General features: G+C 55.2%; 14 protein-coding genes. 10 read left to right on the top strand and 4 right to left on the bottom strand.

Annotation, left to right across the window (positions count from 1 at the left end):
• The first annotated feature begins 75 nt into the window (after nt 1-75).
• On the top strand, nt 76-1,731 hold the full coding sequence (locus JFY74_15030) for an iron ABC transporter permease (protein QQG27403.1): 1,656 nt from the start codon (nt 76-78) through the stop codon (nt 1,729-1,731).
• A gap of 170 nt (nt 1,732-1,901) precedes the next feature.
• Here the strand turns inward: JFY74_15030 and JFY74_15035 are convergent, their stop codons facing one another.
• Nucleotides 1,902-2,108 carry a YbfA family protein gene (locus tag JFY74_15035; GenBank protein QQG27404.1) on the bottom strand — a complete coding sequence of 69 codons (207 nt, stop codon included), beginning with the start codon at nt 2,106-2,108 and terminating at the stop codon, nt 1,902-1,904.
• A gap of 422 nt (nt 2,109-2,530) precedes the next feature.
• On the opposite strand from JFY74_15035, the gene kdpF reads away from it, so the two are divergent.
• From kdpF to JFY74_15070, 7 genes are all read left to right on the top strand, one after another.
• Nucleotides 2,531-2,620, top strand: a complete 90-nt coding sequence (gene kdpF, locus JFY74_15040) for a K(+)-transporting ATPase subunit F (GenBank protein ID QQG27405.1) — start codon at nt 2,531-2,533, stop codon at nt 2,618-2,620.
• Nucleotides 2,620-4,308: a potassium-transporting ATPase subunit KdpA gene (gene kdpA / locus JFY74_15045; GenBank protein ID QQG27406.1), complete on the top strand. Its 1,689-nt coding sequence runs from the start codon at nt 2,620-2,622 to the stop codon at nt 4,306-4,308. Before kdpF ends, kdpA begins: the two co-directional genes overlap by 1 nt.
• Before the next feature lie 15 nt (nt 4,309-4,323).
• The gene (gene kdpB / locus JFY74_15050; GenBank protein ID QQG27407.1) at nt 4,324-6,468 is read left to right on the top strand and encodes a potassium-transporting ATPase subunit KdpB; all 2,145 of its coding nucleotides are present in this window, start codon (nt 4,324-4,326) and stop codon (nt 6,466-6,468) included.
• 19 nt (nt 6,469-6,487) lie between these two features.
• Complete coding sequence (kdpC, locus tag JFY74_15055) at nt 6,488-7,063, top strand: potassium-transporting ATPase subunit KdpC (GenBank protein QQG27408.1); 576 nt, start codon at nt 6,488-6,490, stop codon at nt 7,061-7,063.
• A 102-nt stretch (nt 7,064-7,165) separates the two neighbouring features.
• Nucleotides 7,166-9,913: a two-component system sensor histidine kinase KdpD gene (gene kdpD / locus JFY74_15060; GenBank protein ID QQG27409.1), complete on the top strand. Its 2,748-nt coding sequence runs from the start codon at nt 7,166-7,168 to the stop codon at nt 9,911-9,913.
• 5 nt (nt 9,914-9,918) lie between these two features.
• Nucleotides 9,919-10,599 carry a two-component system response regulator KdpE gene (gene kdpE, locus JFY74_15065; GenBank protein ID QQG27410.1) on the top strand — a complete coding sequence of 227 codons (681 nt, stop codon included), beginning with the start codon at nt 9,919-9,921 and terminating at the stop codon, nt 10,597-10,599.
• A gap of 82 nt (nt 10,600-10,681) precedes the next feature.
• Complete coding sequence (locus tag JFY74_15070; protein QQG27411.1) at nt 10,682-11,110, top strand: EamA family transporter; 429 nt, start codon at nt 10,682-10,684, stop codon at nt 11,108-11,110.
• A gap of 203 nt (nt 11,111-11,313) precedes the next feature.
• Here the strand turns inward: JFY74_15070 and pgm are convergent, their stop codons facing one another.
• Both pgm and seqA read right to left on the bottom strand, forming a co-directional pair.
• Nucleotides 11,314-12,957, bottom strand: coding sequence for an alpha-D-glucose phosphate-specific phosphoglucomutase (gene pgm, locus JFY74_15075; protein ID QQG27412.1), 1,644 nt, complete (start codon nt 12,955-12,957; stop codon nt 11,314-11,316).
• Between the two features lie 60 nt (nt 12,958-13,017).
• Nucleotides 13,018-13,554, bottom strand: coding sequence for a replication initiation negative regulator SeqA (gene seqA / locus JFY74_15080; protein ID QQG27413.1), 537 nt, complete (start codon nt 13,552-13,554; stop codon nt 13,018-13,020).
• Nucleotides 13,555-13,826: 272 nt separating this feature from the next.
• On the opposite strand from seqA, the gene ybfF reads away from it, so the two are divergent.
• On the top strand, nt 13,827-14,594 hold the full coding sequence (ybfF, locus tag JFY74_15085) for an esterase (protein ID QQG27414.1): 768 nt from the start codon (nt 13,827-13,829) through the stop codon (nt 14,592-14,594).
• A gap of 290 nt (nt 14,595-14,884) precedes the next feature.
• Nucleotides 14,885-15,166 (top strand): LexA regulated protein, encoded by a 282-nt coding sequence (ybfE, locus tag JFY74_15090; protein ID QQG27415.1) that lies wholly within the window; start codon nt 14,885-14,887, stop codon nt 15,164-15,166.
• 115 nt (nt 15,167-15,281) lie between these two features.
• Here the strand turns inward: ybfE and JFY74_15095 are convergent, their stop codons facing one another.
• Nucleotides 15,282-16,949: a methyl-accepting chemotaxis protein gene (locus JFY74_15095; protein QQG27416.1), complete on the bottom strand. Its 1,668-nt coding sequence runs from the start codon at nt 16,947-16,949 to the stop codon at nt 15,282-15,284.
• Between the last annotated feature and the right edge of the window lie 61 nt (nt 16,950-17,010).

A 17,010-nucleotide genomic window follows, 5' to 3' on the forward strand; every position in this document is an offset into this window, starting at 1 on the left:
ACCCTCTGGATAGTTCGAATTACAGAACACGAGATAATGCCTTGCTGACGACCGTCAGCAAGGCTGGAGTATCAGATGAACAAGTTTGCTTTACTGCCACTGCTTACGGTGGCAGTACTTTTTACTCTGGTTGGCATTCCCGTATTGTTCGTTGCGCTACAGGCGATTTTCCCAAATTTGGGTTCAGGCTCCCTTGCGAACCCGTTCTCGGCCTTTGCAGACGTCTTCGCGCAGGCGCGCTTGTTCGCCCTGTTGAAAAATACGCTGCTGCTTGGGCTGGGTGTTGCCCTGTGCTGTGCGGTCATTGCTATTCCACTCGGTGCGTTACGCGGGCTCTTTGCGCTGCCGCTGGCAAGGTTTTGGGATTTACTGTTTCTCATTCCATTCCTGATCCCGCCTTATATTGCCGGGCTGTCGTGGATGCTGGCGCTACAGCCACGAGGCTACGCGGAACAGCTATTCCCCATTCAACTCGGTGAGATCCTGTTTTCACTGCCTGGCATGATTGGTGTCATGACGCTGAATATTTTCCCAGTCGTCTATTTCGCCGTTTCGCGCAGTATGGCCGCGAGCGGAAACCGTCTGGCGGATGTCGCTCGCGTTCACGGCGCCAGCGGCTGGCAGGCCTTCTTGCGAGTCACGCTGCCATTGTCGCTACCTGCGACAGCGGCCAGCCTGCTGCTTGCCTTCACGCTGGCGATCGAAGAATACGGCATACCCGCTGCACTGGGGTCGCGCGCCGGTATTCAGATCCTGACGACAAATATAGAGCAACGTCTGGCGGACTGGCCGATCGATCTCTCCGGTTCAGCGGTGCTGTCTTTGCTGTTGGTCGCTATCGCGCTCTGCGCATTTACCCTACAGCGGGCGATTGTCGCTGGTAACAATGTGGAAACCACCACTGGCAAACCCGCCGCCATTGTCACTCGTCCCTTAGGAATATGGCGCTGGCCAGTATTAATGCTATTTAGCGCCGTCGGACTGCTGGCCGTCGGGATTCCACTGGCGTCCATGCTGATTACCGCGTTTTCTGCCACTATCTCTAGCACGATTTCCTGGCAAAATTTAACGTGGCAGCACTTCACCATGTTGGCTGATTACGAAAACGACGCGCTACCCGCCTTGACGACCAGCCTGGGGCTGGCGGTCGGCAGTGCGTTACTGACGGGAACGGTCGGCTTTCTCGCATCGTGGTTTGTAGTCGCCAAGCGTATTCGGGGGGCCGCCGTGCTGGATGGGCTATCGATGCTACCTGCCGCGCTGCCAGGAATCGTTGTCGGAGTAGGGTTGATACTCGCCTGGAACCAAAGCTTCTGGCCGATCACGCCCTATAACACCTGGGTGATTTTGCTGCTGTCATACAGTTGCCTGCTGCTACCCTACCCCGTCCGCTATAGCAGCGCTGCATTGGCGCAAATCGGCAGTAATCTGGAGTCAGCCGCGCGTGTTCACGGCGCTAGCGCAATGGCGGCATTACGGCTGATTGTGTTCCCGCTGGTCTTCCCTAGTCTACTGGCAGCAATGATGCTGGTTTTTGCCGTCGCATCGCGCGAGCTGGTGACGTCACTCCTGCTATCACCTGCGGGCGTGCAAACGGTGTCCATTTTCGTTTGGCGTCAGTTCGAGCAAGGTTCCGTCGGGGATGGTATGGCGATGGCAAGCGTTGCCGTATTTATCAGCCTATCGGTGATGTTGCTGGCATTACGATTTCATGCGCTAAAAACAAAATAAGCGCCAGATCCGTAGCGGAAATGGCGCTTAATCAGTGCTGTTGAATATTTCAAACTCGTGGCGTCAGTATGCACAACGTACTGGCGTCACTATTCACTACTACATTCACTTCACGACTACATTCACGACTACGCGCGCAGAGCGGTCAACGGTAACCTGACGCGGTATTCTTAATAAAAATCGCAGGCGGCGGCTTCGGACTGCGCCATCCATACCGGTTTATCGCTGGTTTTCAGCCAGACGCGGTGTAAATAGCTGTAAAAACGTGCCCGATCGCGGCGGAACAGCATCACTGGTAACGCCAGCACGCCGATGGCAACCACGGCAGCGCGACGCAGGAGAATACGGTGCAAGGGATAAGTAGTATAAAGCGACATAACGATCCTCCTCTGGGATAAGCACCCTTGTTCAGCGGCGCTTTTCATAACGATAAAATAAGAACTGTGACATTGGTTAAAATTTTACCGCCTTTTCTGAAAGTTTACTACTCATCTGACCAGTAAAAGATGAAATAATCGCCAATTTTTTCGTCATTACGTCATTAAGTTACAGTGACGTTAAAAATAAAATCACCATTGGTTAATTTATGGTTTTAGGTTGGATCATTTTACTCTCTCTTCTTTAATGCTCTCTTCTCACTGCCTTCAGCGTTGCTGGCGCCACAACGCCCTTACGGCCTCCACCGCCTACTTTTCATCCCATTTTTATACTTTTTTTACGCCCACAGACGGGAAATTTGCACCTTCTTTTCCTACGTTTTCCTACTCTGACGCTGTCTATTCTGTTCTGGAGGTGTGTTGTGACGCTTAGCATCGTCTTAGGCGGCCTGCTCGTGCTGCTATTACTGGCCTATCTGGTTTATGCCTTGTTGAAGGCGGAGGAATTCTGATGGCCGCTGACGCTTTTTTACTGATCTTTGGTCTGCTGCTCACGGTGCTAATCGTAGCCCAGCCGTTGGGCAGCGTACTGGCCCGTCTGATTGAGGGCGAAACGAGTACGTTCCTGCAAAAATTTGAGGCGGGTACTGCGCGCCTTTTCGCTTTGGATACGACGGAGATGCGCTGGCAGCAGTATGCGGCGGCCATTCTGACGCTTAACCTCATCGGCATTGTCGTGCTGTTTGTGCTGTTAATGGCGCAGGGTGCTCTGCCGCTTAACCCAGAAAATATGCCGGGACTGTCGTGGCATTTGGCGTTGAACACGGCAATCAGCTTTGTGACCAACACCAACTGGCAGGCTTACAGTGGCGAAAACACGCTGAGCTACCTGAGCCAGATGGTCGGGCTAACGGTACAAAACTTCCTTTCCGCCGCCAGCGGCATTGCGGTGGCTTTCGCGTTAATCCGCGCGTTTTCCCGCCGCTGTGTCGATACGCTGGGCAATGCGTGGCTCGATCTATTGCGTATCACGCTGTACGTGTTGCTGCCACTGTCTCTGCTGTTAGCGCTGTTTTTCGTCAGTCAGGGCGTATTGCAGAACCTGCTGCCTTACCAGCATCTGACCACGCTGGACGGCGCAGCCCAAACGCTGCCGATGGGGCCCGTCGCCTCACAGGAAGCGATTAAACTGCTGGGCACCAACGGCGGTGGCTTCTTTGGCGCCAACTCGGCGCACCCGTTTGAAAACCCGACGGCGCTGAGCAACATCGTGCAAATGCTGGCGATCCTGTTGATCCCTACTGCGCTGTGCTTCGCCTTTGGCAAAGCCGTCAGCGATAAGCGACAAGGCCACGCGCTGCTGTGGGCGATGGCGCTGATCTTTATCGTCGCCGCTGCCGTAGTGATGAAAATGGAGATCAATGGTAACCCGCATCTGCTGGCCTTAGGCGCGGACAGCGCCGCGAATCTGGAGGGCAAAGAGACGCGTTTTGGCGTCCTGACGTCCAGCCTGTATGCCGTTGTCACCACGGCCACCTCGACAGGTGCGGTGAATGCAATGCATGACTCCTTCACGGCTCTCGGCGGCATGGTTCCCATGTGGCTGATGCAAATTGGCGAAGTGGTGTTCGGCGGCGTCGGCTCTGGCCTGTACGGCATGCTGTTATTCGTGCTTCTGACCGTCTTTATTGCCGGCCTGATGATTGGTCGCTCGCCGGAGTATCTGGGCAAAAAGATCGAAGTCTATGAGATGAAGATGACGGCACTGGCGATTCTGATTCCGCCCGCACTGGTGCTGCTCGGCACCGCGCTGGCGCTGAGTACGGAAGCGGGACGCAGCGGCATTCTGAACCCCGGCGCACACGGCTTTAGCGAAGTGCTCTATGCGGTGTCTTCCGCCGCAAACAACAACGGCAGTGCGTTTGCTGGCCTGAGCGTCAATACGCCGTTCTATAACGTCCTGCTCGCTGTCGCGATGCTGCTGGGCCGCTTTGCCGTCATGGTGCCCGTGCTGGCTATTGCTGGTTCGTTGGTCGTGAAAAAGCGCCAGCCGGAAAGCAAAGGCTCACTGTCGACGCGCAGCCCGCTGTTTATCGGCATGCTCATCGCCATCGTTCTGCTGATTGGTGCGCTGACGTTTATCCCTGCACTGGCGTTAGGGCCAGTCGCTGAACATTTACAGTTCGGCCTGACTCACTAAGGCTGGAGACTCTTTATGACTCGTCACACGATGAATCATCAGGCAACACAGGAACCGACCTCATCCCAACAGGGTGAGGCCTCCCGCCAGGTTGGCAAACGTAAACAGCAAACGCTGTTTGACAGAACGTTAATCCGTTCGGCGCTGAAAGATGCGTTGAAGAAACTCGACCCGCGCATACAGGGGCGCAACCCGGTCATGTTTGTGGTGTATCTCGGCAGTATGCTGACCACCCTCGTCTGGCTAACTATTCTGGCAGGCAAAACGGAAGGGAATGCCGTGTTTACAGGACTGGTGTCACTCTGGCTGTGGTTTACCGTGCTGTTCGCCAACATGGCCGAAGCACTGGCGGAAGGTCGCAGCAAAGCGCAGGCAAACGCGCTGAAAGGCGTCAAGAAAACCAGTTGGGCTAACAAGCTCTCCGCGCCGAATCACGATGCCAGTTCAGAATCGGTACCGGCAGACAGCCTGCGTAAAGGCGATATCGTGCTGGTGAGCGCGGGGGAAACCATTCCGTGCGACGGTGAGGTGCTGGAAGGCGGTGCGTCCGTCGATGAAAGCGCCATCACTGGGGAATCCGCGCCGGTGATCCGCGAGTCCGGCGGTGATTTCGCTTCCGTTACGGGTGGCACCCGCGTGCTGTCCGACTGGCTGGTGATTCAGTGCAGCGTCAATCCCGGCGAAACCTTCCTCGACCGAATGATCGCCATGGTTGAAGGGGCACAGCGCCGGAAAACGCCGAACGAAATCGCCTTAACCATTCTGCTGATCGAGCTTACGCTCATCTTCCTGCTGGTGACTGCCACGCTCTACCCTTTCTCCTGGTTCGGCGTACAGGCGAATAACAGTGGCGATGTCGTCGGCGTGACCGTGCTTGTCGCTCTGCTCGTCTGCCTGATCCCGACCACTATCGGCGGCCTGCTGTCGGCTATCGGCGTGGCTGGGATGAGCCGGATGCTGGGGGCTAACGTGATTGCCACCAGCGGACGTGCCGTCGAAGCGGCGGGCGATATCGACGTTCTGCTGCTGGATAAAACCGGCACCATTACGCTGGGTAACCGTCAGGCTTCCGCTTTTCTGCCCGCGCCGGGTGTGACCGAACAGGCGCTGGCTGACGCCGCACGCCTCGCGTCTTTAGCCGATGAAACGCCTGAAGGCCGCAGCATCGTGGTGTTGGCAAAGCAGCGTTTTAATCTGCCGGAGCAGGACTTGACGTCGCTGGACGCCACCTTTGTTCCCTTTACCGCCCAGACGCGCATGAGCGGCGTCAATTTTGGGCAGCGTGCCATTCGTAAAGGCGCCGTCGATGCCCTGCGTCGCTACATTGAAGCAAACAATGGCGATTTCCCGCATCAGGTCGAAGAAGCGGTGTCCAACGTCGCACGCAGCGGGGGCACACCGCTGGTGGTTGCAGAAGGCAAACGCGTGCTTGGCGTGGTGGAGCTGAAAGATATCGTGAAAAGCGGCATCAAGGCGCGCTTTGCCGAACTGCGCAGCATGGGGATCAAAACCGTGATGATCACCGGCGACAACCCGCTCACGGCGGCAGCGATTGCCGCAGAAGCCGGCGTCGATGATTTTCTGGCAGAAGCGACGCCGGAAACCAAGCTGGCGCTGATTCGCCAGTATCAGGCCGAAGGGCGGCTGGTGGCGATGACCGGCGACGGCACTAACGATGCTCCCGCTCTGGCGCAGGCCGATGTCGCGGTGGCTATGAACTCCGGCACGCAGGCAGCGAAAGAAGCAGGCAACATGGTCGATCTGGATTCCAATCCGACCAAGCTGATCGAAGTGGTGCATATCGGCAAACAGATGCTGATGACGCGCGGCTCGCTGACCACGTTCAGTATCGCCAACGACGTGGCGAAATATTTCGCCATTATCCCGGCTGCCTTTGCTGCCACCTATCCGCAGCTCAATGCGCTAAACGTAATGCAACTGCATTCTCCCACGTCAGCCATGTTGTCAGCGGTGATCTTCAATGCGCTGATTATCGTGTTTCTGATCCCGCTGGCGCTCAAAGGGATTAGCTATCGTCCCATGAGCGCGGCGGCACAGTTAAGTCGCAATCTGTGGATTTATGGTCTTGGCGGGCTGCTGGTGCCGTTCCTCGGTATCAAGCTCATCGATATGTTACTGACCGGGCTGAATCTGGCTTAAGGACTGACGGGTATACGCTATGCGCTATTTACGTTCTTCTTTGTTTTTATTCTTATTACTGCTGCTGTTTACCGGTCTGGCCTACCCGCTGCTGACAACGGTGTTGGCACAGTGGCTGTTCCCAACACAGGCAAACGGATCGCTGATTTACCGTGAGAATGCCGTCGTCGGTTCATCCCTTATCGGGCAAACGTTCAGTCGGGCGGGCTATTTTCAGGGGCGTCCGTCGGCCACGTCAGATGCCGCGTATAACGCACTGGCGTCCGGCGGTAGCAATCTGGCCGCTAGCAATCCGGCGTTGGATAAACTGATCGGTGAACGCGCCGCTCACTGGCATCAGGCGATCGGCAACCAGCAGCCGGTGCCAGTTGAACTGTTGACGGCCTCCGGCAGCGGGCTGGATCCGCAGATTTCCCCAGAGGCAGCACGCTATCAGGCACTCTATATCGCGCAGGCCAGAGGGATGTCGCTCCAGCAGGTACAGCAATTAATCGACCGCTTTACTGAGACCAGCAAGCCCGCGTTTATTGGGCAGCCAGCAGTCAATGTTCTGTTGCTGAATTTGGCGCTGGATAAGGAAAAGCCTCTGCCGTAATCAACAGTGCGTTACTATTAATTATTATACGGGGAGCCAGACTCCCCGCCGTCTTTGCTACGGCCTGACCACCGTTCAGGCCGCGCTAATAAGGGATAGAACATGATTGACGGTGAAGATCGTCGCCCGGATCCCGATAGCCTGTTGGCACAGGTCGGTGCGCCACCGCGTGGCAAGCTGAAAATCTTTTTTGGCGCCTGCGCGGGCGTCGGGAAAACCTATGCCATGTTGCAGGAAGCCCAGCGGCTGCGGGCGCAGGGATTAGATATTCTTGTCGGCGTGGTCGAAACCCACGGTCGCAGCGAAACCGCCGCGCTGCTGGAGGGTTTACCGCTACTGCCGCTCAGGCATTTTCGCCATCACGGTCGCCACACGGTTGAATTCGATCTGGATGCGGCACTGGCACGCTGTCCGGCGCTGATTCTGATCGACGAACTGGCGCACAGTAACGTCAACGGCTCTCGCCATCCCAAACGCTGGCAGGACGTGCAGGAACTGCTCGATGCCGGTATCGATGTCTTTACCACCGTGAACGTTCAGCATCTGGAAAGCCTGAACGACGTGGTCGGCGGCGTTACGGGGATTCGCGTACGGGAAACCGTGCCTGACCCGATCTTCGATCAGGCCAGCGAAGTTATTTTGGTGGACCTGCCGCCGGACGATCTGCGCCAGCGCCTGAATGAAGGCAAAGTGTATCTGCCGCTTCAGGCCGAGCGTGCCGTCGAGAATTTTTTCCGTAAAGGCAATTTGATCGCCCTGCGTGAGCTGGCGCTGCGGCGCATGGCGGATCGGGTTGACGATCAAATGCGCGCCATGCGTGCCGGGAAAGGCCGCGAGCAAGTCTGGCATACGCGCGATGCCATTCTGTTATGCATCGGCCACGGCACGGGCAATGAAAAACTGGTGCGTACGGCAGCGCGGCTGGCCGCACGGTTGGGCAGCGCCTGGCACGCCGTTTACGTCGAAACGCCGCGTCTGCACCGCTTGCCCGAACCGCAGCGGCGCGCCATCTTGCGGGCGCTCAAGCTGGCACAGGATTTAGGGGCAGAAACCGTTACGCTGTCCGAACCCGACGAAGAGCTTGCCGTCCTGCGCTATGCGCGTGAGCACAACCTCGGCAAAATCGTCATTGGTCGCCATGTGGAGCAGCGCTTCGGCTGGTGGTGGCGCACGCGTTTTGCCGAACGACTCGGCAGGCTGGGGCCGGATCTCGATCTGGTCGTGGTGGCCGTGCAGGATGATACGCCAGCCGCACCGATTAAAACGCCTGATGCCCGCGGGCTGGTAGAAAAATGGCGTATGCAGCTGTTTGGCTGCGGGTTAGCCACGCTGCTGTGCGCCTTTATTACCCTGCTAGCCTCGTGGTCGCCGTTCGCCATGCTGGAACCGGTCAATCTGGTGATGATTTATCTGCTGGCCGTGGTGGTGGTTGCGCTTTTCTTTGGTCGCTGGCCGTCGGTGTTCGCCGCCGTCATCAACGTCGCCAGTTTCGATCTCTTCTTTATTCTGCCGCGCGGTACGTTTGCCGTGTCGGACGCACAATATCTGGTCACTTTTGCCGTGATGCTCGGCGTCGGCCTGCTGGTCGGTAATCTGACCGCTGGCGTACGCTATCAGGCTAGAGTCGCCCGCTATCGCGAGCAGCGCGTCCGCCATCTGTATGAGATGTCCAAAGCGCTGAACCGCAGCCTGTCCAGTGCCGATATTGTCGAAGCCAGCCAGCACTTTCTCAGCACGACGTTTCAGGCCAGAATCGCTGTTCTGCTCGCCGACAGCCTGCATCATACCTCGTCCGAGTTACCGCAGCCCGCACGGGATAGTCAGCAGTTGATTGTCGATCATGCTATCGCCCGCTGGAGCTTCGATCACCGCGCGCCAGCCGGAGCGGGAACATCCACCCTGCCCGGCGTGTCGTACCAGATTCTGCCACTCGCCACCACGCAGCAAATCTTCGGCGTGCTGGCGATCGAGCCTAATAACGCTCGGCAGTTGATGATTCCCGAACAGCAGCGCCTGTTGGAAACCTTTACCGTACTGATTGCCAATGCGTTGGAGCGTCTGCATCTGGTGCAAAGCACGGAGAATGCCCGGCTGGATGCCGAACGTGAGCAGTTGCGTAACTCGCTGCTTGCCGCACTCTCGCACGACCTCCGTACACCGCTGACCGTCCTTTTTGGTCAGGCCGAGATTCTGACGTTGAATCTGGCAAGCGAGGGGTCGCCTTATGCCCAACAGGCCAACCAGATTCGCCAGCATATTTTGAACACCACGCGACTGGTGAATAATCTGCTCGATATGGCGCGCATTCAGTCGGATGGTTTTAACCTGCGCAAAGAGTGGCAAACGCCAGAGGAGCTTATCGGCAGTGCCCTGCAACAGCTGGAAAGCGCACTGGCAAAAAACACCATTCAGGTTAATCTACCTGATGAGATGGTTCTGGTTTATTGTGATGCCGGGCTGGTGGAGCGCGTGTTCATTAATCTGCTGGAGAATGCGCTGAAGTACGCTGGAGAGCAGGCCACGATCGCGATTTCAGCAAGCCTTATTTCAGAGAGCACGGCCTCGCAGCCCGATGCACAGGAGAGCGCGCTGGAAATCATCGTGCAGGACAATGGCCCGGGGATTGAACACGGCCAGGAAAGCATGATTTTTGATAAATTTTCCCGTGGTCACAAAGAGTCATCGATTCCCGGCGTGGGGCTGGGGTTGGCGATCTGTCGGGCAATTGTGGAAATTCACGGTGGCCGTATCTGGGCAACGAATGCGGAAAGTGGCGGTGCCGCTTTCCATTTCACGCTACCACTATCGGCACCGCCGGATCTCGAACCAGAAGATATTGAGGAGCACTGAATCCATTGCAGGCCACTATTTTAATCGTTGAAGATGAAAAAGAGATCCGTCGTTTTGTTCGTCAGGCGCTGGAAGGCGAAGGCTGTCGCGTGTTTGACGCCGAAACGATGCAGCGCGGCTTGCTGGAAGCGGCCACGCGCAAACCCGATCTGATTATTCTCGACTTGGGCCTGCCGGACGGCAACGGTATCGACTACATCCGCGATTTACGTCAATGGAGCAGCCTGCCCGTGATTGTGCTGTCTGCCCGTACCGACGAGCAGGATAAAATAGACGCGCTGGATGCCGGTGCCGATGACTATCTGACAAAACCGTTCGGCATCGGCGAGCTGCTGGCACGGTTGCGCGTCGCGCTGCGTCGCCACAGCAATACGCAGCAGGAAACGCCGCTGGTGAGCTTCGGTAATATTACTGTCGATTTGCTTAACCGGCAGGTCAATCGTGAGGGTCAGGAACTGCACCTGACGCCCATCGAATTTCGTCTACTGGCAACATTACTCGCCAGCCCCGGTAAAGTACTAACGCAGCGCCAACTCCTGACGCAGGTCTGGGGGCCAAACGCCGTCGAGCACAGCCACTATCTGCGTATTTATATGGGACATCTGCGCCAGAAGCTGGAAAGCGATCCCGCAAGGCCGCGTCATCTCTTGACTGAAACCGCTATCGGCTACCGTTTTATGCCGTAAAATCATCTTTCTGTATCAGGTGACGTCCGTGGAGAATCCCTCCCGCTGCACGCGCTTGTCTTTTCTTCAGGAATACGTCGTCATGAGTAGTTGGTTAATTTACGCTTTGCTGTCTGCTGTATGTGCAGCGATGGTCGCGATATTTGGCAAGATGGGTTTGCAGAATTTGGACGCCAATACGGCGACTGCGATTCGTGCCGTCATCATGGCACTTTTTCTGGTGGGCGTGGTGGTCGCGCAAGGTAAGCTGGCGCTGGTCGGTGAAGTTGTCGCCAATAAAAAAGCACTGTTGTTCATTGTGTTCAGCGGTGTCGCGGGTGCGCTGTCGTGGCTGTTTTATTTTGTCGCGTTGAAGAACGGTAACGTCGCACAGGTCGCGCCGATCGATAAACTCAGCGTGGTCTTCGCCGTCGTGCTAGCGGTCATACTGCTGGGAGAAAAAATTTCGCTGATGGCAGGAGCTGGCGTTGCGCTGATTTCTGTAGGAGCGTTGCTTGTCGCGCTGGGATAAAGGCGTTCTGCGGAAGTTGCTGACAAACATCGCTGAGCGGTGGTAACGGATAGATCGTAAAGACGCTGTAAACACCTCCCTGTGCGCTCGGCTTGCGCCATCCCTGGCGCAAACGCTTTACTCTTCTATTCCGTTACCACCGTTTTGGTTCTGTAAATCGGTTGATTAATAGTCTTAGGCGCTGCAAGCGCAGCGCCTTTCACTTATTTAGCCGTTGCGAGAACCGCGCTAACAATCTCTACCGCTTCTTTCTCGATACGCTCGCGGTGTTCCACCCCGAGGAAACTTTCACAGTAGATCTTGTAGGCTTCTTCCGTACCAGAAGGACGTGCGGCAAACCAGCCGTTCTCCGTCATCACTTTCAGGCCACCAATCGATGCCCCGTTGCCCGGCGCGGCGGTCAGGCGTGCGGTAATCGGATCGCCCGCCAGCGTGCTGGCAGATACCTGCTCAGGCGATAGCTTAGACAGCACCGCTTTTTGTGCATGTGTCGCAGAAGCCTGAATACGGTTGTAGCTCGGTGCGCCAAAGCGCTGTGCCAGCTCATCATAGTGCTGCTGCGGGTTTTTACCCGTCACGGCGGTAATTTCCGCCGCCAGCAGACACAGAATGATGCCGTCTTTGTCCGTCGACCACGGCGTGCCATCGAAACGCAGGAAAGACGCCCCCGCACTTTCTTCCCCACCGAAGCCAAAGCTGCCGTCATACAGACCGTCAACGAACCATTTGAAGCCAACCGGTACTTCTACCAGCTTACGGCCCAAATCAGCGACCACACGGTCGATCATTGCGCTGGATACCAGCGTTTTGCCGACGGCAACAGACTGCCCCCACTGTGGACGATGCTGGAACAGGTAGTTGATTGCCACTGCCAGATAGTGGTTCGGGTTCATCAGCCCTGTCGGGGTAACAATACCGTGGCGGTCATAGTCAGGATCGTTAGCAAACGCCAGATCGAATTTGTCACGCAGCGCCAGCAGCCCAGCCATCGCGAATTCTGACGAGCAGTCCATACGGATTACACCGTCGTGATCCAGCGACATAAAGCGGAATGTCTGATCGACAGCATCGTTAACCAGCGTCAAATCCAGCTTGTAGTGCTCTGCGATACGCTGCCAGTAGGCAATGCCAGAACCACCCAGCGGGTCGACGCCGAGTTTCAGCCCCGCGCGCTGAATCGCCACCATGTCCACCACGCTAGCCAGCCCTTCGACATATGGCTGAACCAGATCCTGCTCGTGCACATGCCCACTTTTCCACGCCTGATCTAACGTAATACGTTTCACGTCACGCAGTTCATCCGCCAGCAGCGCATTAGCCCGTTTCTCGATAACGCTAGTGAGGTTGGTATCTGCCGGACCACCGTTTGGTGGATTATATTTGATGCCGCCATCTTCCGGCGGATTGTGAGACGGCGTGATCACAATGCCGTCCGCCAGCGCACCGCCCTGACGATTGTGAACCAGAATCGCATTAGACACCGCAGGCGTTGGCGTAAAGCCATTATCCAACTGAACGATCACATCCACGCCGTTGGCAGCCAACACTTCCAGCACAGAGATAAACGCAGGTTCGGAGAGCGCATGAGTATCTTTACCTACATAGCATGGGCCGCTGATGCCTTGCCTTTTACGCTCTTCAGCAATCGCCTGCGCAATCGCCAGAATGTGCGGTTCATTAAAGCTATGGCGGCCCGCGCTACCGCGATGACCAGACGTACCGAATTTCACCGCGTGCGCTGTGTTGCCGACTTCTGGGCGCAGTACATAATATTGTGACGTTAACTGTGCCACATTAATCAAATCGCTCTGCCGGGCAGGCTGTCCGGCCCTTGGGTGATTAGCCATTGGCGCTTCTCCCTAACGCTGTAGTTAGATAAGTGGTTGATATAGGGTATAGATAAATAATTAGATGGTTCCGCACACTTTTTCTGTCAGTTCCGCTGGGAACTGCATCGTCAGCATGATGTGCTCAACCATGCTGCGTTTACGACCGGTATTCGTGTTGGTAATCACCCAGTATGGCGTGCCCGGAATATGTTTGGGCTTGGTGTGTGTGCCATGCTGAAGCAACGTTTGCTGGTCGCCCGCGAAATAAACTCGGGTGCGGCCATGAAGGGATTCTGTCGCGACAGCAAATTCCTGCGGCGATAAGGTATACAGCGTGGACAGAACCAGCATAAAGCGATTGATGGCTTTATTCTGTTCAGCGTATTCATCCGACAGCAGCAGCTCACGCAAGGTTCGTACCCGATCGCGCGGGCTCGGCGCAGCGGCAGGTTGAGACATCGCCGTTGCCGTCGCCTCTACCGCAGGCGTTGCGACAGGCTGCCCAGCGGTAAATTTCAGCATGCGCCGTAAAATATCCGATGCGCTCTCACCAATATGCTGTGTGTGGCTGGCAATATAACGATAAAGCTCTTCGTCGACTTCAATAGTTTTCATCTTTATCCAGTGCTGTTTTTACCCATTATCATGCAAATTACAGAGACGTTCCCCTTCTGTAACCCGACATCTATGGGTAGATGACTCAAATCAAAAGGATTATACAGGCGTTCAAACATTATCGAACAGCGGCATAGTGGGACAATACCAAAAGTCAGACTATGCCCCAATGTCTTTCACATTCATTCGAGTGGCGACTTGTCCCCTCGGTGACAACATCAATTCTAAAGTCATGATACCCTAAGCCCATGTCTCTCTGAATGAACTTCACCATGAAATTGAACCATCGCTGGCAAAATGCGCACCAGCCCACAGATCAGCTCCCTGTCGTGCTGATTCATGGCCTGTTTGGCACACTGGATAACCTTGGCGTATTGGGCCGGGATTTGCAAAATACGCATGACATTCTGCAAATCGATTTACGCAATCACGGTTTGTCGCCACGCTCATCACAGATGAGCTATCCTGCAATGGTACAGGATGTGCTGGCGCTGCTGGATGAATTGAACATCGAACGCGCTATCGTTATTGGCCATTCGATGGGCGGAAAAGTGGCCATGGCACTCAGCGCGCTGATTCCCGAACGACTAGACAAACTGATCGCGATTGATATCGCTCCGGTGGATTATCAGATACGCCGCCACGACACCATTTTCGCCGCGCTGCGGGCCGTAACGGAAGCGGGCGTGACATCACGCGCGGAAGCGACAACATTGATGCGTCAGCATACAAAAGAAGAAGGTGTGATCCAATTTTTGCTGAAATCCTTCCAGCAGGGAGAATGGCGTTTTAACGTGCCGGTTTTGTGGGATGAGTATAAAAACATCGTTGGTTGGCAGGAAGTTCCTGCCTGGCACGGACCAATACTGTTCATACGCGGTGGGGATTCGCCTTATTTGGACGATCGCTACCGTGATTCGCTGCTGCGTCAGTTCCCTGCGGCACGTGCGTATGTTGTCAGTGGTGCTGGCCACTGGGTTCACTCAGAAAAACCCGATGCGGTTTTGCGCGCTATCCACCGTTTTCTGGATGCGAATTAACCAGACGACACTGACACTGGCGGATTCACGATAACGGCAGCAGTTAACCGTTGTCGCCGCCAGTGCGGCTAGGGTATGATGGCGCTCGCAGTAGAGGGACGGCTGATTCAGCCACAAGCATTGTAACCACTTCATCAAAATGCACGCATAATTTCCCGGCATGTTCCACATGAGGAAAACCATAACCTGACAATCCTGTTGCAGGGTGAGAATAGGCATCGGTTTTATTTATAGAACAAGGCGGCAGAGGTCGTGTATTTTGGTCCGAATACCTTGCAGTATCATTACTTATGGCAAAAGAACAAACGGATCGCACCACACTGGATCTGTTCGCAGACGAGCGTCGTCCGGGCCGCCCCAAGACCAACCCGCTCACGCGTGACGAACAACTAAGAATTAACAAGCGTAATCAACTACGTCGCGATAAAGTTCGTGGGTTGCGCCGTGTTGAATTAAAGATTAACAGCGACGCCGTCGATATCCTGAACAGCCTTGCTGAAGAGCGGAACATTAGCCGCAGTGAATTGATTGAAGAGATGCTGCTGGCGCAGTTGGCAGAACAACAGCCCTGATTGGCGTAACGCGACATTCACATAATGCAGTATTCACGTCTTGTGCGGCGCCATTTCTGACGCCGCCCGAACATCCATCTAAGATGGAACGCTCACTTTCTGATTAAAACAACGCTTAGAACTTTTCCCAGTTATCGTTACTCGGTGGTAGCGCTTTGCCGGCACGCGGCGCAATCGCCTGTGCTTTCTGCACCGGTTTTGCTGTGACTTGCAGTGATGACTGCGTATCGGACAGTTGGAACAGCGACACAGTCTGGTTCAACAACGCGGCCTGTTCTTCCAGCGACAAGGCAGCAGACGAGGCCTGTTCAACCAACGCGGCGTTTTGCTGCGTTACGCTGTCCATTTCCGCCACGGCCTGACCCACCTGTGCAATTCCTTTGCTTTGCTCTTCCGATGCCGACGCAATTTCACCCATGATATCCGTCACGTTGGTGACCGCCCGGACGATATCCTGCATGGTATCTCCTGCATCACTAACCAGATTGGAACCGGTATCCACACAGCGAACAGACTCGGAAATCAACCCTTCAATCTCTTTTGCCGCCTGCGCACTACGCTGCGCCAGACTGCGTACTTCTCCCGCCACCACGGCAAACCCACGCCCTTGTTCACCCGCACGTGCCGCTTCTACCGCTGCGTTCAATGCCAGAATGTTGGTCTGGAATGCGATGCCGTTAATAACGGTGGTGATTTCTGCAATTTTTCTCGAACTGCCAGAGATTTCCGCCATGGTTTTCACCACGTTCTCAACGATCTCTCCACCTTTTTTCGCCGTTGTTGACGCTTGCAATGCCAATTGGCTGGCATGGTTAGCGTTTTCAGCGTTCTGTTTCACTGTTGCCGTCAGTTGCTCCATGCTCGCTGCGGTTTCTTCTAGTGCGGAAGCCTGCTCTTCGGTACGTGATGACAGATCGTTGTTACCCGCAGCAATCTCAGAAGCGCCCTGATAGATGGAATCCGTGCTGTTTCTGATCGTGCTAACCGTACCAGCCAGACTCCCCTGCATTTCACGCAGCAGTGGGAACAGACGACCCACGCAGTTGTTACCGAAGTCCAGAATCGGCTTGCCCAGGTGACCAGAAGCAATCACGCTAAAGTGATAGCGCAGATCGTTTAACGGACGAACCAGACACACCACCAGATAGCGGTCGGTCAGGAACAGCATGATCAGGCCGATAACCAACCCGCTCAGCAAAATGTTCTGTCCAATCGTGGTGATTTGTTCGAAACGAACACCTGCGGCATCGAATTTCTCTGCGCTGGCGTTACTGAATGCGGAGAGAGAGGCACCAAACTGGCGGCTCAATGGCGGCACAACGTTCTTGGCCTGATTTTGGTAGTCATCCAGCGCATTGGCAACGGCCTTCTGGTAAAGCGGTTCAACGCCCTGAACAACTAGGTTATTCCAGTCACGACTGACGGCCTGTACCAGTGCAGCATCCAGACCCGCATGATCGATAGCGTTAAACGCCACCAAATCAGACTTGAGTTTATCCAGCGCAACAAGTGCAGAAGCCTGCTCTTTATCTGCGGTGGCATTATCACCGCTGCGACGAGCGTCAACTGCACGCGCCAGACGGGTTACCATACGGAAATATTGATCGTTGCCCTGGTTGATAAAATTCATGTTCTGGACCAGCAAGGTGCTGGTTTTCGAGGTCGCCGTCATCTCTTTAAAAGAGAACATGGTATATATCGATACGCCACCCCAAAGAACACAAAAAATGCCCAGCACCCACAGCATCGCGGTTCTGATGGCAATATTTTTTATAAGTTTCATAGCTCACTCCAAATCAGGAAAATGGTTAAAAAGATTTTTATCGCTAATCAACCGATATGAA

The sequence above is a fragment of the Pectobacterium carotovorum genome, from assembly GCA_016415585.1.
Lineage (GTDB): Bacteria > Pseudomonadota > Gammaproteobacteria > Enterobacterales > Enterobacteriaceae > Pectobacterium > Pectobacterium carotovorum_K.